This is a genomic window from Streptomyces cyslabdanicus, from assembly GCF_052663305.1.
The window spans coordinates 1-21,627 of the sequence record NZ_JBQRUW010000011.1 but is presented as its reverse complement, the minus strand read 5'-3'; the positions used below and the strand labels follow the sequence as shown (position 1 = coordinate 21,627).

Annotated in this window: 17 protein-coding genes; 7 read left to right on the top strand and 10 right to left on the bottom strand. The window is 74.5% G+C overall.

All coding sequences use genetic code 11. From position 1 onward, the window contains the following. The first annotated feature begins 308 nt into the window (after positions 1-308). Positions 309-770, top strand: coding sequence for a hypothetical protein (locus ACTYVM_RS08370; protein ID WP_445525282.1), 462 nt, complete (start codon positions 309-311; stop codon positions 768-770). A gap of 44 nt (positions 771-814) precedes the next feature. On the opposite strand, the gene ACTYVM_RS08365 is transcribed toward ACTYVM_RS08370, so the two are convergent. The 9 genes from ACTYVM_RS08365 to ACTYVM_RS08325 all read right to left on the bottom strand — a co-directional run bounded on the left by ACTYVM_RS08365 (position 815) and on the right by ACTYVM_RS08325 (position 14,190). Beyond that, positions 815-5,494: a hypothetical protein gene (locus ACTYVM_RS08365; protein ID WP_445525281.1), complete on the bottom strand. Its 4,680-nt coding sequence runs from the start codon at positions 5,492-5,494 to the stop codon at positions 815-817. Between the two features lie 83 nt (positions 5,495-5,577). Beyond that, positions 5,578-6,456, bottom strand: a complete 879-nt coding sequence (locus ACTYVM_RS08360) for a hypothetical protein (RefSeq protein WP_445525280.1) — start codon at positions 6,454-6,456, stop codon at positions 5,578-5,580. Between the two features lie 66 nt (positions 6,457-6,522). Further along, entirely contained in the window at positions 6,523-8,049 is a 1,527-nt protein-coding gene (locus ACTYVM_RS08355; RefSeq protein WP_445525279.1) for a hypothetical protein, read from the bottom strand. A gap of 512 nt (positions 8,050-8,561) precedes the next feature. Then, entirely contained in the window at positions 8,562-9,422 is an 861-nt protein-coding gene (locus ACTYVM_RS08350) for an SGNH/GDSL hydrolase family protein (protein ID WP_445525278.1), read from the bottom strand. Continuing rightward, positions 9,419-10,582, bottom strand: a complete 1,164-nt coding sequence (locus tag ACTYVM_RS08345) for a glycosyltransferase (protein WP_445525277.1) — start codon at positions 10,580-10,582, stop codon at positions 9,419-9,421. Before ACTYVM_RS08345 ends, ACTYVM_RS08350 begins: the two co-directional genes overlap by 4 nt. Then, the gene (locus ACTYVM_RS08340; RefSeq protein ID WP_445525276.1) at positions 10,579-11,706 is read right to left on the bottom strand and encodes a glycosyltransferase family 4 protein; all 1,128 of its coding nucleotides are present in this window, start codon (positions 11,704-11,706) and stop codon (positions 10,579-10,581) included. The genes ACTYVM_RS08345 and ACTYVM_RS08340 overlap by 4 nt, the downstream gene beginning before the upstream one ends. Positions 11,707-11,834: 128 nt before the next feature. Beyond that, positions 11,835-12,059, bottom strand: coding sequence for a hypothetical protein (locus ACTYVM_RS08335; RefSeq protein WP_445525275.1), 225 nt, complete (start codon positions 12,057-12,059; stop codon positions 11,835-11,837). Continuing rightward, positions 12,056-13,474, bottom strand: coding sequence for a HEAT repeat domain-containing protein (locus tag ACTYVM_RS08330; RefSeq protein ID WP_445525274.1), 1,419 nt, complete (start codon positions 13,472-13,474; stop codon positions 12,056-12,058). Before ACTYVM_RS08330 ends, ACTYVM_RS08335 begins: the two co-directional genes overlap by 4 nt. Positions 13,475-13,797: 323 nt before the next feature. After that, positions 13,798-14,190 (bottom strand): ankyrin repeat domain-containing protein, encoded by a 393-nt coding sequence (locus ACTYVM_RS08325; RefSeq protein WP_445525273.1) that lies wholly within the window; start codon positions 14,188-14,190, stop codon positions 13,798-13,800. Positions 14,191-14,501: 311 nt separating this feature from the next. On the opposite strand from ACTYVM_RS08325, the gene ACTYVM_RS08320 reads away from it, so the two are divergent. Beyond that, complete coding sequence (locus ACTYVM_RS08320; protein WP_400031427.1) at positions 14,502-14,696, top strand: hypothetical protein; 195 nt, start codon at positions 14,502-14,504, stop codon at positions 14,694-14,696. A 49-nt stretch (positions 14,697-14,745) separates the two neighbouring features. Then, complete coding sequence (locus ACTYVM_RS08315) at positions 14,746-16,323, top strand: P-loop NTPase family protein (RefSeq protein ID WP_445525272.1); 1,578 nt, start codon at positions 14,746-14,748, stop codon at positions 16,321-16,323. A gap of 91 nt (positions 16,324-16,414) precedes the next feature. Here ACTYVM_RS08315 and ACTYVM_RS08310 read toward each other — a convergent pair whose 3' ends face one another. Then, entirely contained in the window at positions 16,415-17,914 is a 1,500-nt protein-coding gene (locus tag ACTYVM_RS08310) for an SCO1417 family PLP biosynthesis transcription factor (protein WP_445525271.1), read from the bottom strand. A 100-nt stretch (positions 17,915-18,014) separates the two neighbouring features. On the opposite strand from ACTYVM_RS08310, the gene yczE reads away from it, so the two are divergent. The 4 genes from yczE to ACTYVM_RS08290 all read left to right on the top strand — a co-directional run bounded on the left by yczE (position 18,015) and on the right by ACTYVM_RS08290 (position 21,506). Next, positions 18,015-18,665, top strand: a complete 651-nt coding sequence (yczE, locus tag ACTYVM_RS08305; RefSeq protein ID WP_445525270.1) for a membrane protein YczE — start codon at positions 18,015-18,017, stop codon at positions 18,663-18,665. Next, positions 18,662-19,429 (top strand): glycerophosphodiester phosphodiesterase family protein, encoded by a 768-nt coding sequence (locus ACTYVM_RS08300; protein ID WP_445525269.1) that lies wholly within the window; start codon positions 18,662-18,664, stop codon positions 19,427-19,429. The genes yczE and ACTYVM_RS08300 overlap by 4 nt, the downstream gene beginning before the upstream one ends. Before the next feature lie 73 nt (positions 19,430-19,502). Next, positions 19,503-20,852 (top strand): MFS transporter, encoded by a 1,350-nt coding sequence (locus ACTYVM_RS08295; RefSeq protein ID WP_445525268.1) that lies wholly within the window; start codon positions 19,503-19,505, stop codon positions 20,850-20,852. A 279-nt stretch (positions 20,853-21,131) separates the two neighbouring features. Beyond that, a complete protein-coding gene (locus ACTYVM_RS08290) occupies positions 21,132-21,506 on the top strand; it encodes an RNA polymerase-binding protein RbpA (RefSeq protein WP_003977404.1) in 375 nt (124 codons plus the stop codon). Positions 21,507-21,627: the final 121 nt, after the last annotated feature.

Here is a 21,627-nt window from a genome sequence, read left to right as displayed (position 1 = left end):
TCCGTATGGGTGCCGGAAGCGGGCGAGTTGTCGGGGCATTGCGGGAGATGCCGGTCCACGGGGCCGAGTCGGCGGGTGTGCCGGAACGGGTCGTCCGGCCTGGTCGGTTGACCGATTCTTTTCGCCGGCCGGGAATCTTCGTGACGTCTCGTTCGTCCTTGTCCATAGGGGATGGGGGCGGAATCGGCCACAGGAGGCGCACTCCGTGTCCGGGCCGCGTAAAACAGCGCAAGCCGGGCAGCCACTGGGAAGCCGGTTCTTCGGACACCGGGCAGGGCGGTCTGCCGGTGGTGGGGAGGGACGCAGTGATGGGGACAGCGGAGCGACCGACGGCGTACGCGCCTTCGGCACGCACAGGCGGGGAGGCTGGGCGGCCGTCCTACAGGCCGTTGTGGGTCGAGGAGCCCGCGCGGCGGCGCAGGATGCCCGATCCGGTGCGAACGGCCGCGGTGCGGGCGGTGCTGATCGCCTCGGTGACGCTGATACAGGCCGTGGTGGCGTTCCTGTTCAGCGTGTCCGAGTCCTGGCTGGCGTTCCCGATGCTTCTGAGCAGTGTGGCCGGCACGGTGGTAACCACCTGGGCGGCGCTCGACGTGTGGGTGACCCGCCAGGTGTGGAACCAGCGCAACGGCGTGGTGTCGGTGCCGAGCAGCACCGCGCGGGCCCTGCGGCGCGAGCGGCGCCAGGCCCGGCGGGAGGCGCGGGCCGCCGAGCGGGCGCGGAAGCGGATGGGCGGACGGGGCGGCGCGGGGCGGCTGTCGCATCCGTAGGAGCAGTGGCCGCCCGGCCCGGTCGAGCCGGGCCGGGCGAGCCGTCACGCCGGGCGCTTGAACATCCGGGTCGCCGTGATCTCGCTGTGCACCGCCTCCTCCGCGGCAGCCTGCTGCGGCAGCCCCGGCCTCAGGTGCTCCTCCACGCTGATGTACTTCAGCCCGGCCCGGAGGTCGGCGTCGTTGCGCAGCCTGATGACCAGGGGGAACTCGGCGAGCGCCGTCGTGTCGAACAGGCCGGTGGTGTAGAGGAGCTGCACCCCGAGGGCGTCCGAGACGGCCCGCTGGAGTTCCAGCAGGTAGGTGGCGTTGGCGCGGCCGATCGGGTTGTCCAGGAAGAGCGTGCCCGCGTGGCGGTGCTTGTCGCGGCCGCGGTCGTTCGACCTCAGGGCGGCCATCGTGCAGTACAGGGCGATGGCCGCGGTGAGCAGCTGGCCGCCGGAGAACACGTCGCCCATCTGCCCGACGGGGACCCGCTCGGCGCGCAGCACGGCGTCCGGCTTGAGGATCTCCACGGCGACGCCCTTGGGCTGGAGCGCCGCGCCGACTCCGCGCAGCAGCAGGGACATGCCGTCGCGCCGCAGGTCGGAGTTCTTCTTCACGGCGGCGCGGGTCGCCTCGTCGACGACCTCGCCGAGCCGCTCGGTGAGCGTGGCCTGGTCGGGCTCGTCGAAGCGGATGCGCAGGAACTCCTGCCCGGACCACTCGCCGAGCCCTTCCGGGAGGCGGGACAGGCGCTGGGCCGACCTGAGTGTGGCGAGCGCCGACTCGACCAGTCCGCGCAGCCGGTCCACGATCGAGTCCCGGTTGCGTTCCAGTTGGGCCAGCTCGTCGGTGAGCACCCGGAGCCGGGGCGCGAAGGCCTCCGCCCACTTCTGGGCGTGCTCGGGCAGGGCGGCGGCGGGCAGTTCGCGGATCTGCTGCCGGGCGGGGGTGCGCACCTGCTCGTAGCGGGTGGAGTTGGCGTGCCGGACGAGGACGTCGCTCGCCTCGCGGACGGCGGCCTCCGCGGCGGACAGGTCGGCGGCACAGCCGCGCAGTGACCTGCGGGCCTCCGCGGCCGCCTGCCGGGCGCCCTCCGGGTTGCCCGGGTACGGCTCGGGTTCCTCCTGCTCCTCGTCGCTCGCCTGCTCGCGCAGCAGATCGCGCAGCATGCCGGCGATCTCGTCGAAGCCGCCGGCCGCGTCCTCGGCGGCGCGGTGGGCCTCCAGCAGTTCGGCGTGCGCCTCACGGGCCTGGGCCAGTGCCTCGGTCCGGGAGGCGAGTTCGCCGGTGGCGGTGCGCAGCAGGGCCTGTGCGTGCTCGGCGTCGCGCGGGAGGAGTTCCTCGGGGAGAACGGTGTGTGCCTCGCCGTCCTCGGGCGCGTGCCGCTCGGCCTCGCCGCGCAGCCGGCCGAGCTGTTCGCTCGCAAAGGACAGCCGGGTCTCCAGGAGCTGCACCAGCTCCTCGGCGCGGGCGGCGGCGGCCTGCCGGGACGGCCCGTCGGAGCCCTCGAAGGACTCCAGGAGTTGCGCCGCGCGGGTGCGGACCTTGTTGCTGAGCCGGTCGAGTTCGGCGCGGGCGGCGCTCTCGTCGCTCTCCGCCCGGGCCTGCTCGGCCCGCAGGTCCGCGCCCACACCGACCTTCTCGTACACCTGGGAGGCGGCGCGGTAGGCCTCGCGCAGGGCGGGCAGGGACACCTTGGGTGCGTCCTCGTCGCTCTCCGGGACGTCGTCGGGGGCACCGGCGATCTCGGAGCGCTCGGCGCGCAGTGCCCGTGCGGTGCGGCGGGTGTCGTCGGCGGCACGCTGAGCGGCGCGCCGGTCCTCGTCGGCGGCGCGGGCGCGTTCCAGGCAGACCTGGGCGCGGGCCTCCGACTCGGCGGCCTCCTCGGCGAGTTCGCGCAGTCGGGACTGCCAGCCGGCCCGCTCGCGCAGCCGGAAGGCGAGCCCGGCGAGCGCGTCGGCGGCGCGCCGCGCCCGCTGGGCGGCCTCCTGCCGTTCGTCGCGTTCCTGGGTGGCCTCGGCGGCGGCCTCGTCCGCCTCCGCCCGCAGGCTCCGCGCCTCGGCCAGCTCGGCCTCGGCCTCCTCGGCGAACACGCGCGTGTCCCGGGCGGCCCGGGCCAGCTCCAGCAGCCGACCGGCGGGGCAGCCGGTGCGCCAGGAGGCGAGCCGCGCCGCCAGCTCCCGGTCCTTGCCGAGCCGGGCGGCGAGCCGGCGGATCTCCTCGTCCCGTTCGGTGGCCCGCGCGCGCAGCGCCTGCCGTTCCTCGTCGGCGGCGTACTCGTCGTGCATGGCCGGGTTCGGCGGGACGAGGAAGACGTCGCCCTGGGGACCGCCGTCGGCCGGGGTGGGGGCGAGCAGGGCGGCCGCGGTGCCGACAGCCACGGTGGACCGGGGCAGCAGGGCCGCCGCCGCGAGCGCCTCGCGGGCCCGCGCGTGCGTGTCCGGGTCGGTGATGATCACGCCGTCGACCAGCTCGGGCCGGGCGGCCAGTACGCGCGCGTGGTCGGCGGGGTCGACGGCCTGGGCGAGGTAGCGCCAGCCGGGCAGCGCGGGGATGCCGCGCTCGCCGAGGAACTCCACGGTGGCCAGGACGTCCGGGCCGGGCGGCAGCAGCCCGCCGTCGCCGAGCGCGCCGAGGATGCGGGAGTCGTCGGCGGCGGCGGTACGCAGTTCGAACAGGTGCCGCTCGGCGGAGGAGACGGCGTCGTCGAGCAGTTCGCGCAGCTCGTCGGCGAAGCGGTCCAGGTCCTCGGGGGTGAGCGCGCCCCCGGCCCCGGCCGGATCCCCGACCCCGCCTGCGGTGCGGTGGGCCGCCTCGGCGCCCGTCGCCGTGCCGCCCGCGTCGTCCGAGCCGGTCCGGGGCGCCGGCACTCCGGCCCGCGCGGCCGCGGTGGCGCCCGGCAGGCTCAGCAGTTCCGCGAGCCGCCCCTCGGCCGCCAGCGCCTCGGCGACGCGGCGCTCGGACTCGTGGGCGCGCTGGGCCGCCGTCGCCGCGTCGGCGGCGCGGGCCGCGGTGAGTTCCGCGCGGGATTCCGCCGAGGCGGCCTCGCGTGCGTGTTCCGTGGCTTTCCGGGCGGCCTCGCGGACCTGTTCCCAGGCGGCGACCGCCGTCTTCTCCGCGTCGCTGGCGGCCAGGGCCGCACGGGCCGGATCGGCGTCGGGGGCGCTGTCGTCCAGCCAGCCCGCGCGGACCGCCTCGGCGGTCTCCTGCTCGACCTCGGCGAGGCGCTGGCGCAGATGCCCGGCCTCGCTGCGGGCGCGCTGCGCCTCGGTCGCGGCGGCGGTCTGGTCCCGGTAGGCGGACTCGCCGACCTCCTGGAGCCGCGCGGACCGCTCCTCCTCCTCGTTGGCGAGGGTCTCGGCGCTCTCGGCGGCCGCGTGCAGGGCCCGCACGAGATCGGTGGCGGCCTTGGCGCGCGCGGCCAGCGCCGGGGCCGCGTCCCGCTCGGCCTCCTGGATCGCGGCGGAGACCCGGGCCACGCGGTCGGCGGCGGCGCGGTGGCGCAGCACGGACTCGGCGGCCTGCCATGCCGCGTACAGGGTGCGCGCGTCGGCGAGCTCCCGCTTCTGCGCGGACGCGGACTTCTCGGCGGCGGCGAGGGCCAGTGACGCGTGCCGGTAGGCGAGCTCGGCGGCGATCAGCGCGCTGCGCTCGCGGGCGCCCTCGGCGTGCGTGACGGCGTGGGCGGCGCCCGTGACGCATTGGGCGAGGTCGGCGGCCCGGACCCGCTCCCGTACCGCCCGGGCGGACAGCCGGCGCGCCAGCGTCCGGGTGCGCCGCTCGGCGGCGGCATGGATGTCACGCGCGTGTGTGCGGGCCTCGGCGGCCTCGACGATCCGGCCGAGCAGGTCGACGGAGCCGGCGGTGAAGTCCCGTTCGGCGATCAGTTCGGCACGCCGGCCCAGCTTGTTGCCGAACCCGCTGACCAGATCGGCGAGCCCGTCGGTGTCACGGGTGTCGGTGACCGCGCGCAGCAGCAGGTCGGTGAAGTCGGAGTCCTTCTTCACCGCGAACAAGCCGGCCGCCTCGCCCTCGTCGGCGTTCATCTCCCGCTGGTAGCGGAAGAGTTCGGGGTCGAGGCCGAGGTCGCCCAGGTGCTCGGTCCAGCGCTCGTGGATCTCCTCGAAGTGGACCTCCAGATGCGGGTAGGTCTTCCCCGCCTCGGTGATGGCGTCCCGGAAGCCCTTCATGGTGCGGCGGCGGCCCCGCGCACCCGAGTGGCCTTCGGCGGACGGCCGTACGGACGTGGCCTCGGCGACCGGGAGGTTGTCCAGGGTGAGTCCGGGTCCGGGCCGGAAGGAGTACCAGGCCTCGGCGAACTTCCGCGGGTCGTTGGATACTTGGCGTCCGCGCCACTCGCTGACCTTGCCGACGACCACGCACTCGCCGGTCTGCACGTGCTGCCACTCCAGCGCCACGTGTCCGCAGTCGTCGGCGAGCAGGAACTTGCGCAGCACACCGGAGCTGGCGCCGCCGAGGGTGTTGCGGTGGCCGGGCAGCATCACCGAGAAGATCAGCTTGAGCAGCACGGACTTGCCGCCGCCGTTCTCCAGGAACAGCACACCGGCGGGGGCGGGCCGGCGCGGCGGGCCGACCGGCTCCTCCTCGAAGAACTCCGCCTGGATGGGCGCGGGGTCGGGCACCGGCTCGCCCACACCCCGCAGGTCAAGCACGGTGTCGGCGTAGCGCGCACCGGCGGGCCCGATGGAGTAGAGGCGGACCCGGGACAGCTCGTACATGGCGGACTCTCGTCAGTCTTCTTGCAGTTGGGGGGCGTGCTTCGTGCGGACGGGGGTGGCGGGAGGCGTCGGGGCCTTGGGCCTCAGGAGTGGAACGGCAGCCCCGCGTCGGCCACCAGGTCCAGGTCGTCGGTGTCGTCGGCGGGCAGCAGGCTCGGTGTGCCGCCGGTCACCGGGACGACGCCCAGTTCGAGGAGTTCGGCCATGGCCGCGCTGCCCGCCATGTCGCGCACCTGGAGCTGGTAGCGGGCCGTCGTGCGGTACGTGCCGCCGCTCTCGTCCCCGGTGCGCTGGAGGAACCCGGAGTCGGTCAGGAACGCGAGCGCCTTGGCCACGATGCCCGTGGTCGAGGCGGCCGGCCGGCGCGCGTCCTTGGTGGCCCCGGTCGCGCTGCGTCTGGACCAGATCCGCCAGGCGGCCTCGAGGCCGGGCGCGTCGGTGGCCGGGTCGGTGGTCTCGCCCTGCTGCTCGGCGCGTTCCTCCAGGCGGCGGCAGGCCTGGCGGACGAACGCGTCGACGCCGTTGACGGTGACCCGCCCGATGTAGGCGTCGTCGGCGAGGTCCTCGGGGCGCGGGAACGCCAGGGCGGCCACCGCGAGGTGGGCCAGTCCGTGCAGGAAGCGGTCGCCGGAGTCGGCGGCGGTACGGCGCGCGTAGTCGCTCATGCGGACGGCGAACACCGAGTCCTCGGCGGCGGTGACCGCCATCCCGGCGCGCGGGGACACCTCGAGGACGACAAGGCCGAGTCCGGCGGCCACGGCGTCCGCGAGCCGCGCGAACGCCGGGTCCTCGCGGTGGCGGCGCAGCAGTTCGGCGTACTCCTGGTCGCGGGCGGGCTGGAGCTTGGGCTGGAGCCCGAAGGCGACGAGCCGGGCCGCGTCGGCGGCGTCGGCGGGTGTGACGGCGACCGCCGTGGGCGTACCTGCGGCTTCCGGCTCACTCCGGTCGACGTGCTCGGTCACGGTTGGTGCTCCTTGCTGGGGTGTCGCTGCTGGGGTGTCACTCGTGCGTACGGCGGCCGGCGGGGCTCACGCCGCCTCCGTCCGGTCGGCCGCCATGCCCGCCGCGTCCAGCAGTGCCGTGCCGACGACGAGGTCGGCGCCGCCGAACTCCGGATCGTCCAGTTCGGTCCCGTCGTCCACCGCGAACACCAGCTTCTCCTCGCCCTGCCGGTAGGCGGTGCCGACCGGGGGGCTGGCCGCGTGGACGGCCAGCAGGGCGACCAGGTACGGCAGGTCGGGGTCCTTGTCGCGGGCCTCGGCGAGCAGGCCCGACAGCCGTCGCGGCGCGTCGGCCGGCAGGTCCAGCAGCCCCATGGCGGCCGCGAGCTGCTCCTCGCTGAACCGGCTGTCGTCCGGGGTGGCGATCAGGTCGGGCTCGGGCATCTCGGCGCCCAGGTGCTCCCGCTCGACGGGCGGTGTCAGCAGGATGTCCACGAGGTCGGCGACGCGGACCGACACCGAGGTGCGCAGCCCGGTCCCGCGCGCGAAGAAGGCGTCCGTGACCCGGATCGCCTGCTCCACCGGCAGCGGGAGGGTGGGCGCGAGCAGATGGCCGTAGAGGTCGGTCCCGGAGGTGGTCAGGGGGGTGGCGAAGGCCTGCCGGTCCTGCTCGGCGCGGAACAGGGGGCCGGCCTCGAGCAGCCGGGACTGCAGCTGGGTGTGCCTGCGGATGCAGTCCTTGACGATGTCGACCAGCTCGGCGGCGCGCCGCTTGTGCTCGGGGTCCTCCGACTCGTCGCGCGCCTTGCGGATGTTGGTCAGGATCGCGTTCTCGTGGCGGTAGCGGTCGGCGACGTGGTCCAGGGCCTCGGCGATCATGTCGGGGACGGCGCTGAGCCAGTCCACCGCCCGGACGTTGCGCCGGGTCGCGTCCAGGGCCCTGCGCAGGGTCTCCGAGTACTGCACGGTCCGGTAGCGGGCCTGTTCGGCGGCGAGCTGGGCGTCCGCGAGACGGCCGCGGCTGATGAGCACCTCCAGCTTGACCTCGGCGGCGATCTGGGCGCTGGTGACGTCGGTGTCCAGGGCACCGACGAGGACGTTGACCGCCTCGTCCGTCGTGCGCAGGTAGACGCTGCCGCCGGGGCCGGGGACCTCCTCGATCAGCTTGAAGTCGTAGTCGCGGCGCACGTACGTGCCGTCCGGCGCGAAGGTGCCGTACACCGCGCGGAAGCCGCGGTCGACGCTGCCGACGTTGATCAGGTTCTCCAGGACCCAGCGGGCCACGCGCTCGTGCTCGCCGGCCGGGCGCCGCGGGGCCTGCGCGGCGACGCGCGGGACGAGCCGGGCCACGACCTGGTCGTGGTCGGCGCCGGTGTCGAAGTCCATGTTGAGGGTGACGAGGTCGATGGCGGCGAGCGCGACCTCCGACATGCCGTACACCGAGTACTCGCCGGCGAGGTTGGCCTTGCGCGCGTCCAGGTCGTGCAGCGGCGCGGTGCAGGCGAGCGCGCGCAGCCGCCGCGCCAGCCCCTCGTCGGCGGCCGGCCCCTGGGCGGGGCGCGGCCCCGCGCTGAGCTGGGGCGGAACGCTGTCCGTCGATGCAGGCGAAGTCACGGTGCACAGATTAGGTCCTCGGCCTCACAACGACCCAAACGGCACGGACACCGTCGGCGCGATGGGGCGCCCCGCCCACCCGCGGGCAGGGTGCGGAGGATCCGCTGGTCGCGGGTGCGGAACGGCCCGTCAGCGCCGCCGGTCGTGCGCGGCGTGGCCGGCGGGACCACGGTTGACGGCGGTCGAAGGCGCCGCGCCGTCCCTGCGGGGACGTGGCAGGAGCGGTGGCACGCGGCCCCCGGCCCGGCTCGCATGCTCGCCTCGGCACGCCGGGGCCACTTCGGCCTGGCACCGCTCCGGGCTCCGCCCGCTTCCGGCCGGGGCCGGTTCCGGACCGAGGGACTTCCGGCCGGAGCCGCTTCCGATCCGAGGGACTTCCGGCCGGGGCCGCTTCCCACCTGAGGGACTTCCGGCCGGGGCCCTTTCCGGACCAGGCCCGCTGCCAGATCAGACCCATTGCCGGATCAGGCCGCTGCCGGATCAGGCGCCTTCCAGGTCAGGCCGCTTCCGGATCAGGCCACTTCCGGCTCCGGTCGTTCCGGTGACGACAGGGCTGCCAGGGCCGCCGACACCGACGCCGACGAGCGCAGGTCGAGGCGGGCGCTCGTGCCGCGGGCGTGGTGGCGGAGTTCGTCGGCGGCCAGGGTGAGCAGTTGCGGCAGCAGGTCGGTGCAGCGGCGGGCCACCCAGCCGGTGCCCGCCGTGGCCAGCCACCACAGGCTCGCCGACCTGGTGGGGGCGGGGAACTCCGGCTCGGGTGAGGGCGCGGGCCCGCCCGCCACGCCCGCCTGCGCGAGCAACGCGTGGAAGCGGACGGCGAGTTGGCGGTGCCCGCGCTCCCCCGGGTGCAGCCGGTCCGCGCTCCACATCGCGCGGTCGGTCAGCCACTGGCCCGCATCGGCGTGCAGGTGCAGGGCCCCGTACCGCTCCGACAGCGCGTGCACCACCGCGTTGACCGCCCGCTGCCGCCGGGCCAGCGGGCGGGCCAGCGCACCGGGCAGGCCGAGCATCGCGCCGGGGTCGGGCAGACAGGCCGTCAGCAGGACCGCTCCCCGGATGGTGAAGGCCGCGTAGACCCGGTCGAGCCGGGCCGCCACGGCGTGGATGTCGAAGGTGCGGCGCAGGGTGTCGTTGACGCCGACGACGACCGCCACGACATCCGGGCGCAGCTCCAGGCCGGTCGGGGTCTGCCGCTCCAGCACGTCGCGGGTCTGCGCCCCACTGACGGCGAGGTTGGTGAACTCCACGGCCGAGGGCTGCTCGGCGAGGCCGCCGGCGAGCAGTGCGGCCCAGCCCCGCCATCCGTCACCCGCGGGATCGCCGACACCCTCGGTCAGCGAGTCACCGAGGGCGACGAAGCGCAGGGGTTTCATGCCGCACCCTCCGGCAGCGGGCGTCGCACGGGTGCCGGGGCGTCGTGCGCGGCGAGGAACGCCTCCACGGAGGCGGACCACCCGAAGCACTCCGCACGCGCGCGTGCGGCCTCGCGCCGCTCCCGTTCGGGGCGTGCCAGCAGGCCCTCCACGGCGTCGGCGAACGCCTCGCCGTGGTCCGCCGCGCTGTCACCGGCGGAGCCGATCACCTCCGGCAGCGCGGAGGAGGCGCTGGCCACCACGGGGGTGCCGCAGGCCATCGCCTCCAGCGCGGCGAGCCCGAAGGTCTCCGCCGGCCCGGGTGCCAGGCACACGTCGGCGGAGGCCTGGAGCCCGGCGAGCCGGCCGCGGTCGCGGACGTGCCCGAGGAACGTGGCCGGCAGCGCGCGCTCGCGGGCCCGCTGCTCCAGTCGCGCCCGCAGCGGACCGTCCCCGGCCACCACCAGCACCGCCCGCCGCCCGCGCCGCAACAGGGCATCCAGCGCGTCCAGTGCGTTGCCGGGCCGCTTCTCCACGGACAGCCGGGAGCACATCACCAGCAGCGCCTCGCCGTCGGGTGCGTACCCGGCGCGCAGTCCCGCCTCGCGCAGCGCGGGGTGCCGCTCCACCAGGTCGACCCCCAGGGGCGCGCGCACGACGTTGTGCGCGCCGACCCGCACGAACTCGCGCTCGGCGAACTCGGTGGTGCACACCACGCGCGCGTAGGTGTGCGCGGTACGGACGTTGAGGGCGTCGGCGGCACGCAGGGACAGGGCCTGCGGCACGCCCCAGGTGCGCAGCACACCGTCGGCGGTCTCGTGGGACACCATCACGGCCGGAATCCGGGCCCGCCTGGCCCACTTGCCGGTCCACCGCAGCGTCGTGCGGTCGGAGACCTCCAGGCGGTCCGGTGCCAGCTCCTCCAGGAGGGCGGCCACCCGCCGTTTGTCGGTGAGGACGCGGTAGCCGCCGGTGCCCGGCAGCAGCGGCCCGGGCAGGGTGATCACGCGGCCCTGCTCGGTCTCCTGGTCGGTGTGGCGCTCGCCGGGGATGATCAGCACCGGCGTGTGGCCGGCGGCCTGGTATCCCTTGCCGAGTTCGCGCAGCGCGGTGCGCAGTCCGCCGGAGGCGGGGGCGACGAAGTTCGCGAGCCGTACGAGGGTGAGCGGCGTGGCGGTCATGCGGCCACCGCCGTCCGGCGCGCGGCGAGCACGTCCTCGTAGTGATCGAGGAGCTGGTCGCCGACCGCCGCCCAGGTGCGCCCCTCGACCGCGGAGCGGCCGGCCGCCGCGAACGCCGCCCGCCGTGACGGGTCGGCGGCCAGTGCCCCGACGGCGTCGCGCACGGCGGCCGCGTCGCGCGGCGGGACGAGCAGCCCGGTGCGGCCGTGGGCCACCAGGTCGAGCGGGCCGCCCGCGGCGGGCGCGACGACGGGCACCCCGGAGGCCATGGCCTCCTGCACGGTCTGGCAGAACGTCTCGAAGGGTCCGGTGTGCACGAAGACGTCCAACGAGGCGAAGATCCGGGCGAGTTCGTCGCCGGTGCGGCGGCCCAGGAAGACCGCGCCGGGCAGGGACTCGGTCAGCTGGGGGCGGCTGGGCCCGTCGCCCACCACCACGACCCGCACGCCGTCCAGACCGCAGACGCCGGCGAGCAGTTCGACCTGCTTCTCGGGGGCGAGCCGGCCGACATAGCCGACGATCAGCTCGCCGTTCGGGGCGAGTTCGCGGCGCAGTGCCTCGTCGCGGTGCTCGGGGCGGAAACGTACGGTGTCCACTCCGCGGCCCCAGAGCCTGACCCGGGGCACGCCGTGTGCCTCCAGGTCGTGCAGAGCGGCGCTGGAGGGGGCGAGGGTGAGGTCGGCGGCGGCGTGTACGGAGCGGATGCGCCGCCAGGCGGCGGCCTCGCCGGCGCCCATGTAGGTGCGGGCGTAGCCGGCGAGGTCGGTCTGGTAGACGGCGACGGCGGGGATGCCGAGCCGGGTGGCGGCCGCCATGCCGCGGACGCCGAGGACGAAGGGGCCGGCCAGGTGGACGAGGTCGGCGCGGTGCTCGGCGAGCGCCGTCGCGACGCGCCGGCTGGGCAGGGCGACGCGGACCTGGGGATAGCCCGGGAGCGGTAGGGAGGGGACACGGACGACGGGGCACGGCGCGGGGGCGCCGGGCCCGGTCGAGGCGGCGGTGGCGGGGGCCACGACGAGGGGGGCGTGACCGCGATCGACGAGGTGCCGGGCGGTCTGGAGCGCGCAGTGGGCCACGCCGTTCACATCGGGGGGAAAGGATTCGGTCACGATGACGACACGCATACCCGTGTTGTCGCCGTGCTGGACGTGCCCGCGTCAACGTGGATCTTTCCGTACGAGGAACGTCCCATGAGCGTTGGGCTGTGCGGCCGGACCGGACGACCCCCGGCCACACGCTCCTGTCCCCCGGGTCACCGGCTGTTCACGTGGTGGGCGATGTCCGGCCCGGCGTTCACGCGGTGGGCGATGTCCGGCCCGGCGTTCACGCGGTGGGCGACGTCCGGCCCGGCGTTCACGCGGTGGGCGACGTCCGGCCCGGCGTTCACGCGGTGGGCGACGTCCGGCCCGGCGTTCACGCGGTGGGCGACGTCCGGCCCGGCGTTCACGCGGTGGGCACGTCCGGGTCCGGCGTTCACGCGGTGGGCGCGTCCGGTCCGATCCGGCTGCGTACGGCGGTCTGGACCTCGTCCTCCTCGGCCGGGTCGGCGGCGAGCCTGCGTAGTCGCTCGACGACGCGCGTGTCGCCGGTCTCGGCGTGCCGGGCGGCGATCTCGCGGGTGGTCTCCTCGCAGTCCCACAGGCATTCGACGGCGAATCCGGTGGGGAAGGAGGGGTCGGTGGCGGCGAGGGCGCGGGCGGCGCGGCCACGCAGATGGGAGGAGGCCGTCTCGCGGTAGACGTGGCGCAGGACGGGCGCGGCGCAGGTGATGCCGAGCCGGCCGGCACCGTCGACCAGGGTCCACAGGGTGGGGGCGTCGGGGCCTTCGCCCCGGACCGCCTCCCGCAGGGCGGCGAGGACGAGGTCGCGGTCCCGGACCGCGCCGCGGCAGGCGAGCACGCGTCCGGCGGCGGCGCCCAGCGGGTCGGGGCGCCGGGCCCAGCCGCGCGCCCGCTCGACGGCGGCGGCACCGCGCATGCGTTCGAACGCGTGGACGGCGGCCTCCACCACGGTGGCCGAGCCGTCGGACACCGCCGACTCGACCAGGTCCAGGGCGTCGGGGTCGTCGCCGTCGGCAAGGTAGCGCAGGGCGGTACAGCGGGCCGCGTCGGTGCCCGCGCGGGCGACGCGGAGGATCTCGGGCCGGTCCTCGGGGCCCGCGACGGCGGTGAGGCAGCGGGCGGCCGGGACATGGCGGGCCGTGCCGCGTTCAGCGCCTTGCTCGGCCCACTCGAACACCGCCTGCACGCTCCAGCCGGGCCGGGGTCCGGTGGGACGCAGTTGCCGCTGCCAGAGGTCGAAGCAGCCGGCCTCGTGCGCGGCACGCACGCGCGTGGCGACCGACTCGCGCGGGTCGTCGGCCCACAGCCGCCACGGCCGGGGCTCGAAGGCGTCGCGCACTGCGGCGGCCAGCTCGGCCTCGCCCTCGGCGTCGGTGGCGAAGCGCGCGAGGACCGGCCCTGCGAGGGCGCGCAGCCCCGCGTCGTCGTCCCTGAGCGCCAGTTCGTCCAGGGCCCAGGCCCAGTTGGCGCCCGTGGCGGCGTACCTGCGCAGCAGCGCGAGCGCGTCCCTCCTGCCGTAGGAGGCGAGGTGCCCGAGCACGGCGAGAGCGAGTCCGGTGCGGGACTCGTCGGTGTCGAGGGCGTCCTCGGGGTCGAAGAGGTGCGCCTCGATCCGGTCCAGTTCGCCGTCGAGGTCGAGGAAGAGCCGGGCGTAGTAGAGGGAGCGGTTCTCCAGCTGCCAGTCGTGGCGGGGGTCGTGCAGCACGCAGTGGTCCAGTGCCGCCAGCGCCTCGGCGCGGGGGGCGGTGAGCGCGTGCAGCGTGCCGTCGCCGCGGCCCCGCTGGAGCAGGCCGAGCAGCGTACCGCTGGGCGCTATGACCGGATCGAACATGGGAAACAGCCTCACATCAAGCGTCGACGCAACCGGGGATCTCGCACTACCTGGCCGTGCGACAACACGTCGGGGCGCCCGCCGTCCGCTGCTTGCTGTAGACCATGTTCCTCTGCCTCTCGTCGGTGGCCCATGCGGGCCGGCTCACGGCCCGCGCGGTGCGGCAACACCTGCCCAGCCATCGCGTCCGTGAATCACGACGTCATGATGACCCGGCGTCCGCGCTGCCGCGACCGAAATATCCGGCGGCCCTGTACCGCCTCCCCCGTTGTTTGTGTCGTTCCTGGTCAGAAGGGCCGAAGCCACTGCTCCGGCCCCGTGGATCAGCTCTCGCCGAACCTCTCCAGCAGCTCCGTCCTGCCGAACATCCGGGCCGTGTCGACGGCCGAGGGGGTGCCGAGGGACGGGTCCGCGCCGCCCTCCAGGAGTGCCTCGATCACTTCCTGCTCGCCCTTGAAGACCGCTCCGGCGAGGGGGGTCTGGCCCCGGTCGTTGACGCGGTCGGCGTCGGCGCCCCGGGCCAGCAGCGCGCGGACCGCCGCCGCGTGGCCGTGGTAGGCGGCGAGCATCACCAGGGAGTCACCGCGGTCGTTGGTGAGGTCGGCCGGGACGCCCGCGTCGACGTACGCCACGAGGACCTCGGTCCGCCCCTGCCGGGCCAGATCGAAGATCTTGGTCGCCAGCTCCACGACCTCGGGGTCGGGGGCTTCACTCATCGGCGGGACCGCCTCTCACTGCGAACGTTCGGTACTGCGGGGAGCAAGCGTACGGCGGTCCGCGCTGGTCGGCCGTACGGGTGAATCGCCAGCGTACTGGCTCGCGGGCCACATGACCGGATGCGCCCGAGGTCAAAGATCACCGGGGACGCGGTCGGACGCCACAGTTCAGCTCAGGCACCCAAGGGGACTCCGCCACCCGATGGAAATCAAATGAAATTCACCCAGTTGCACCTTTTGTCATATGGATACATGCTGTGATGCTGGAAGAACTCAGGGTGACTGTCCCACTCGACACCAGGAGACCTCCCATGATCCTCTCCGTCTCAGGCGTAATCCTGTTCGGCTTCGTCGTTGTCATCTTCTTCCGCAAGGACGGGCTGAAGCCGTCGCACGCGTGCGTGTCGGCGCTGTTCGGCTTCTACCTCTCGAGCACGGCCATCGCCCCGAGCATCAAGGCCGGCGGCGAGGGTCTGGCGAGCCTTCTGGGCGGCATGAGGTTCTGACGACGTCCCTCCCTCCCGTACGCACCGTACGCACTTCCAGGAGGCAGCAGTGGCCCGGCGCCCCCTCCCCCGCATTCTGAGCACAGGCAGCGCGCAGCTCACCCGGAGCCGGGAGCTGGCGCGCACGGCGGCGGACAGCGCCACCGACGTCCTCCACCCGCTGATCACCATCACGCGTGGTCTGCGCAGGCTGGCCTCGGCCGGACGGCGCAAGTGGTCGGACACGCCGAAGGACCGGCGCGGCCCGCTGCTGTTCCTCGTGGCCTCGCTGTTCCTGGTCGTGACGCTGGTGCCGTACGGCCCGCTGCTCGCCGCCGTCGTGCTGATGGCGGCGGCCGCCTGGCACGGCCGCGACCGCACCCCGCCGCGGCCCAAGGGCCCCGAGGAGTCGCGCGTCCGACGGCTGGCCTCCCTCTACGAGGCCCTGGTCCCCTACTTCTCGGCGACCGAGGACCCGGCACCGCTGTACACGCACGGCGGCGCGTGGGAGAAGGCGTTCCCCACCCACGAGTTCGACGACTCGGGGCGCGTACGCCACCTGGTGATCCGGTACCCCGCGTACTTCACCGACGGCGAGACCGAGTCCCGCGCGCGGATCGAGCACCTGCTCACCGCCAAGGCCGGCCGCGGCCGCGAGTACCTCTTCTCCTGGGACGAGGAGAGCAACCAGCTCACCGTCACCGCGCTCGCCCCGCTGCCCACGGACATCGCCGCGCAGCGCTTCGTCACGGCGCCGGGCGAGACCGTGCTCGGCTTCACCGACCCCTCCGAGGTCCAGCGCACGCTCCCCCTCGGCCACGGCGCCGAGCAGCGCGACGTGCCGCCGGTCGTCTGGCGCACGGGCCTGCGCTCCACCGAGCCGCACCTGCTGGCCCTGGGCCAGGCCGGCAGCGGCACCTCGACGCTGCTGCGCTCCATCGCGCTCCAGGCTCTCCAGCACGGTGACGTGCTGATCGTCGACGGCGGCGGCACCGGCGAGTTCGCCTGCCTGACCGGCCGGGACGGCGTGCTCGCGGTCGAGTGCGGGCTGGCCGGGGTGCTCGCGAGCCTGGAGTGGGCGGCCACCGAGACCGAGCGCCGGCTGATCGCCGTCAACCACGCGCGGCAGGCGGGCCACCCACCGCCGGAGGACACCAAGCGGCCGCTGTGGCTGCTGCTCGACCGGCCGACCGCGTTCACGCACCTGGCCGCCGCGGACGGCCGCAAGGACCCGCAGGCGCTGCTCCAGGTGCCGCTGCGGCACGGACGCGCGGTCGGCGTGGCGGTCGTCGTGGCCGAGCAGTTCGACACCGCGGAGGCGCTGAGCGACGCGGTGCGGCAGCACACACGCGCGCGCGTCGTCCTGGGGCCGGCGACGGCGGAGCAGCTCAAGGCGGTGCTGGGGGCGCCGCCGCACACCACACCGCTGCCCGTCGTCCCGGCCGGACGCGGGTACGCCCGGCTGGGGACGAAGCCGGTCCACCGGCTCCAGGTGCCGGCCACGCCCGACCCCTACGACGAGGCGACGAGCGACGCGCATCGGCAGGCCGTGCTCGATCTTCTGCCGCCGAAGACCACGCCGGCCGACGGCGAGCGGGTGCCGGAGCCCACGGAGGCCGTGACGGAAGCGGTCGTGGAGCCCTCGTGAGCGCCCACGTGCGAGCCCGCGCGGGCCGCGAGGCCGCGACGGGAGGCGCGACGCGCCGCCCCGCGACGGTGGACCGCGCTCCGGGCGGGGCTCAGGCGACGAAGGTGCGAGGGGACTCGCTCCCCCCGGAGGCCGCGGTCTCCACCAGCCGGACCGCCGCAGCCAGCCGCGTCGCCGCCTCCTCCGCCACCGCCCCCGCGACCGTGAACGGGAGCCGGACATAGCCCTCGAAGGCCCCGTCGACACCGAAGCGCGGGCCGGAGGGGACACGGACGCCCACCCGCTCGCCGGCCTCGGCGATACGGGAGCCCGACAGGCCGCCGGTGCGCACCCACAGCGTGAGGCCGCCGCCGGGAACCTCGAACTCCCAGCCGGGCAGCTCGCGCCGGACCGCCGCAACCAGGGCGTCCCGGTTGTCGCGGGCCTGGACCCGCCGGACCTCCACGGCCTCCTCCCACCCTCCGGTGCTGAACAGCCAGTTCACGGCCAGCTGCTCCAGCACGGGGGTGCCCAGGTCGGCGTAGGCCCGTGCGGCGACCAGGCTGCGGATCACGTCGGGGGCGGCCCGCACCCAGCCGATCCGCATCCCGGCCCAGAAGGCCTTGCTGGCCGAGCCGACGGTGATCACCGTGGATCCGGCCGGGTCGAAGGCGCAGACCCGCCGCGGCATCTTCAGCCCCGGCTCCAGGTACAGCTCGCTCATCGTCTCGTCGACGACGAGCACGGTTCCCGCCGAGCGGGCCGCCTCCACCAGCCTGCGCCGCTGCTCCTCGTCGGCGAGCGCGCCGGTCGGGTTGTGGAAGTCGGCGACGACGTAGGCGATCCGGGGCGCGGCCTCGCGCAGCACCTGGCGCCAGCGGTCCAGGTCCCACCCGGTGAGTCCCTCGGCCATGGCGACGGGCACGAGCCGGGCGCCCGCCTCCCGCATCAGCTGGAGGATGTTCGCGTAGGACGGCGACTCGACGGCGATGCGCTCGCCGCGGCCCCCGAAGAGGTGGCAGATGGCGTCGATGGCGCCCATGGCGCCGGTCGTCACCATGATCTGCTCGGGCATGGTGGGGATCCCGCGGGCCGTGTACCGCTCGGCGATCATCGACCGCAGCGCGGGCAGCCCGGCCGGATAGTCGCCGTGGGTGTGGGCGTACGGCGGCAGTTCCTCCAGCGCGCCCCGCACGGCGCGGGTGAGCCACGGCTCCGGGGCCGGCAGGGCCGCGGTGCCCAGGTCGATCACCGACCCCAGCGCCTCCGGAGGCAGGGGCTCGAGCCCCCGCGCCGGCAGCGGGTTCCCGGCCGGCACCGCGGTCCAGCTGCCCGCGCCCCGCCGGGACTCCAGGAAGCCCTCGGTGCGCAGGGCCTCGTAGGCGGCGGCGACCGTGGTGCGGCTGACGGACAGGGACAGGGCGAGTTCGCGCTCGGCGGGCAGCCGGGCGGCGACCGGTACGCGCCCTTCGAGCACCAGCAGCCGGATGCCGTCGGCGAGCGCGCGGTAGGCGGGCGGGCGGCGTGAGTTCGGGCCCGCCGGGCGGTCCTGCTGGGACTTGAGCAGCCGAGCGAGCTGCGCGGCTCCCACCGCCGAGGTCCACTGCGCCATGACGACCAGTCCACCTTCCTCGAATTGGCCATGGATGGATGTTCTCCCCCTGCCACAGAGTGTCATCCACCAGGCCACTTCCACCACCAGGGGGGACGCTTTGTCCATACCGGCCCGACTGGGGCGACGACTGATCCAGCTCTACATCGGCCTCGCGCTGTACGGCGCGAGCTCCGCACTCCTCGTCCGGGCGGGCCTCGGCCTGGAACCGTGGAACGTGCTCCACCAAGGGCTGTCCGAACTGACGGGCCTGACCATCGGCATGGTGTCGATCGTCGTCGGCGCGGTGGTGCTGCTCCTGTGGCTCCCGCTGCGCCAGCGGCCCGGCCTGGGCACCGTCTCCAACGTCTTCGTCGTCGGCCTCGCCCTGGACGGCTCCCTCGCCCTGCTGCCCGACGTCCACACCCTGGCCGTCCGCGTTCCCCTGCTCCTGGCGGGCATCGTGCTCAACGGAGTGGCCACCGGCCTCTACATCGCCGCCCGCTTCGGACCCGGCCCCCGCGACGGACTGATGACGGGGCTGCACCAGCGCACCGGCCGCTCGATCCGCCTGACGCGGACGGCCGTGGAGGTGGCGGTCGTCGTCACCGGCTTCGCCCTCGGCGGCACGGTCGGCGTCGGCACGGTGCTCTACGCGGTGTCCATCGGGCCACTGGCCCAGCTCTTCCTGCGGGTGTTCGCCGTGCCGGCGCCGGCCGGAGACGGACTCGTTGCCGCCGGGACACCCGAACGGGCGATACTGCGTCCGTGACCACGCCCGCGCACCACCCGTACCTCGACCATCCGGGGCCCATCCCGTTCGCGCACCGCGGCGGGGCGGCCGACGGGCTGGAGAACACGGTGGCTCAGTTCCGGCAGGCGGCCGGTCTTGGCTACCGCTACATGGAGACCGACGTCCACGCCACGGCGGACGGCCGCCTCGTCGCCTTCCACGACGCGACCCTGGACCGGGTGACCGATGGCGCGGGCCGGATCGCGGACCTGCCCTGGGACGAGGTGCGCCAGGCGCGTGTGGCGGGCCGGGAGCCGGTGCCGCTCTTCGCGGAACTGCTGGAGACCTTCCCCGAGGTCCGCTGGAACGTCGACGTCAAGGCGGAGCCCGCCCTGCGACCTCTGCTGGACCTGATCGAGCGGACGAACGCCTGGGACCGCGTCTGCGTCGGCTCGTTCTCCGAGGCACGCGTGATCCGGGCGCTGCGGCTGGCCGGGCCGCGCCTCGCGACCTCGTACGGCACCCGCGGGGTGCTGGCCCTGCGGCTGCGCTCCTGGGGTCTGCCGGCGGTGCCGCGCCGGTCCGCGGTGGCCGCGCAGGTGCCCGTCTCCCAGTACGGCATCCCGGTGGTCGACCGGCGGTTCGTCCGCACCGCCCACGCGCGCGGGGTGCGGGTGCACGTGTGGACGATCAACGAACCCGCGCTGATGCACCGGCTCCTGGACCTCGGCGTCGATGGCATCATGACCGATCACATCGACACGTTGCGCACGGTCATGGAGGACCGGGGTGTCTGGGCCTGAGGCCCGGTGCACCCCCGTTCCCCTTCAGGGGCCGTCGGCAGCAGGGGAAACAGCGGGGAAGCGAGGGCACGGGGTGGGCAGTGACACCGTGCGGGCAGGGCAGGCCGGCGACGAGGCCGCCGACCGGCGCCGCGAGCAGCGCGGCTGGTACTTCTACGACTGGGCGTGCTCCGTGTACTCCACGAGCGTGCTCACCGTGTTCCTCGGCCCCTATCTCACGGCCGTCGCCGAGTCGGCGGCGGACGCGGACGGGTTCGTGCACCCGCTGGGCCTGCCGGTGCGGGCCGGGTCGTTCTTCGCGTACTGCGTCTCCGCGTCCGTCATCGTGGCGATCGTGCTGATGCCGGTCGCCGGCGCGGCGGCCGACCGCACCGGTCGCAAGAAGCCGCTGCTCGCGGCCGCCGCCTATGTCGGCGCCGGGGCCACGACGGGCCTGTTCTTCCTGGACGGCCACCGCTATCTGCTGGGTGGTCTGCTGCTGGTCGTCGCCAACGCCTCGGTGGCCGTCTCGATGGTCGTCTACAACTCCTACCTGCCGCAGATCGCCCCGCCCGAGGAGCGCGACGCGGTCTCCTCGCGCGGCTGGGCCTTCGGCTACGCGGCCGGCTCACTGGTGCTGGTGGCGAACCTCGTCCTGTTCACCGCCCACGACTCCTTCGGCGTCTCCGAGTCGACGGCCGTGCGCATCTGCCTGGCCTCGGCCGGCCTGTGGTGGGGTCTGTTCACGCTCGTCCCGCTGAAGCGGCTGCGCGACCGCCGCACCGCCCCCGCCGCGGCGCGGGTCCACGGCTGGCGCCAACTCGCCGCCACCGTCCGGGACATGCGGGCCACCCCGCTCACCCTGTCCTTCCTGCTCGCCTACCTCGTCTACAACGACGGCATCCAGACGGTGATCTCACAGGCCTCGGTGTACGGCTCCCGGGAGCTGGGCCTGAGCCAGTCGACGCTCATCACGGCGGTACTGATGGTGCAGGTGCTGGCGGTGGCGGGTGCCCTCGGCATGGGGCGGCTGGCCCGCAGGTACGGGGCCAAGCGCACGATCCTCGGGTCGCTGGCCGCGTGGACGGTCATCCTGGCGGCCGGGTACTTCCTGCCGGCCGGGGCGCCGATGTGGTTCTTCGTGCTGGCCGCCGGGATCGGCATGGTCCTCGGCGGGAGCCAGGCGCTGTCCCGGTCGCTGTTCTCGCACCTGGTCCCGCCCGGCAAGGAGGCCGAGTACTTCTCGGCTTACGAGATGAGCGACCGGGGCATGAGCTGGCTCGGCCCGCTGCTGTTCGGGATCACCTACCAGCTGACCGGCAGCTACCGGGACGCGATCATCTCGCTGGTGGCGTTCTTCGCGATCGGGTTCGTGCTGCTCGCCCGGGTTCCGGTGCGCCGTGCGATCGGCGACGCGGGCAATCCGGTTCCCGACCGGATTTAGCGCTCAAGGCGAAAGGGCGGTAGTGTACGCGTTTGGCCTGCCAGGCGTACCGTTACTGCGTGTCAAAGATGCCGAAACGCTGGGTGACATCTCCTAACAGATGTGACAAACCGGGCGTCGGTGGGTACTGCACTGGTTGACAAGGCTGCGGCTACGACGGCGACGCATGACCCGGAACGGGAGATCGGAACGGGAATCTTTACCGCCGACCGGACGTTGACCGGATGACGACGACAGCGACACCTGTCCTGTGGGCGACAAGCCCGGGAGGCACGATTCATGAGTGAGCGAGCTCTTCGCGGCACGCGCCTCGTGGTGACCAGCTACGAGACGGACCGCGGTATCGACCTGGCCCCGCGCCAGGCCGTGGAGTACGCATGCGAGAAGGGGCATCGGTTCGAGATGCCCTTCTCGGTCGAGGCGGAGATCCCGCCGGAGTGGGAGTGCAAGGTCTGCGGGGCCCAGGCACTCCTGGTGGACGGCGACGGGCCGGAGGAGAAGAAGGCGAAGCCGGCGCGTACGCACTGGGACATGCTGATGGAGCGGCGTACCCGCGAGGAACTCGAAGAGGTCCTCGAGGAGCGTCTCGCCGTGCTGCGGTCCGGTGCGATGAACATCGCCGTCCATCCCCGGGACAGCCGCAAGAGCGCGTAGTCCCCGCCGGGGGCCGGGCCGGTTCGCAGCGCACGCCGCGCATGCCTGTGGCAGCGGGGGGGGGGGGGGGGGGTGAGGGGTATGTTTGTTCTTTTTTTTTTTTTTTTTTTTTGCTGCTTTT